We start from the raw sequence: 448 nt of genomic DNA, 5'->3' as shown, positions 1-448 counted from the left end.
CAGCTCGATCTCCTTACCCAGCTTGGCGGCCGTTTCGCGCACCACGCGCGGGAAGCGACTGAACACGAAATCCATGGGGATCATGCGGATCGACATGACCGACTCCTGCAGGTCCCGCGCATTGCGCTGCAACAGGCTCATGCCGTTCTGCAGGGCGCTGTTGGCGACGTTGTCCATCTCGCTGACGGTCTGATCGAGCATCGACTGGGTGATGATCAGTTCGCCCACAAGGTTGATGATCTGATCGACTTTGTCGACCGAGACCCGAATCGAAGTGGACTCGCCGCCGCCCTTGGCCTTGGATTTCGCCTTGGCAGGCTTTCCGCTGTCGGGCATGACACCGCCGGCGGACGAGGCCAGGGGGGGCGGCTCCACTGCGGCCGGGGCCGCCTGCTGCTTCTCTACCTCGGGCACCGCTACCGGGGCCTCTGCCTGAGGCGCGCCTCCC

1 pseudogene is annotated in these 448 nt (G+C 65.0%); it reads right to left on the bottom strand.

Annotated features, from left to right (window positions below):
• Positions 1–448: pseudogene (locus tag HOP53_RS21310) on the bottom strand (chemotaxis protein CheA); the annotation flags it as partial.

The sequence above is a fragment of the Billgrantia ethanolica genome (genome assembly GCF_021404305.1).
Classification (GTDB): domain Bacteria; phylum Pseudomonadota; class Gammaproteobacteria; order Pseudomonadales; family Halomonadaceae; genus Halomonas; species Halomonas ethanolica.
Note: the sequence above shows the minus strand (reverse complement) of the source record. Positions and strands in the feature narration are given on the sequence as shown.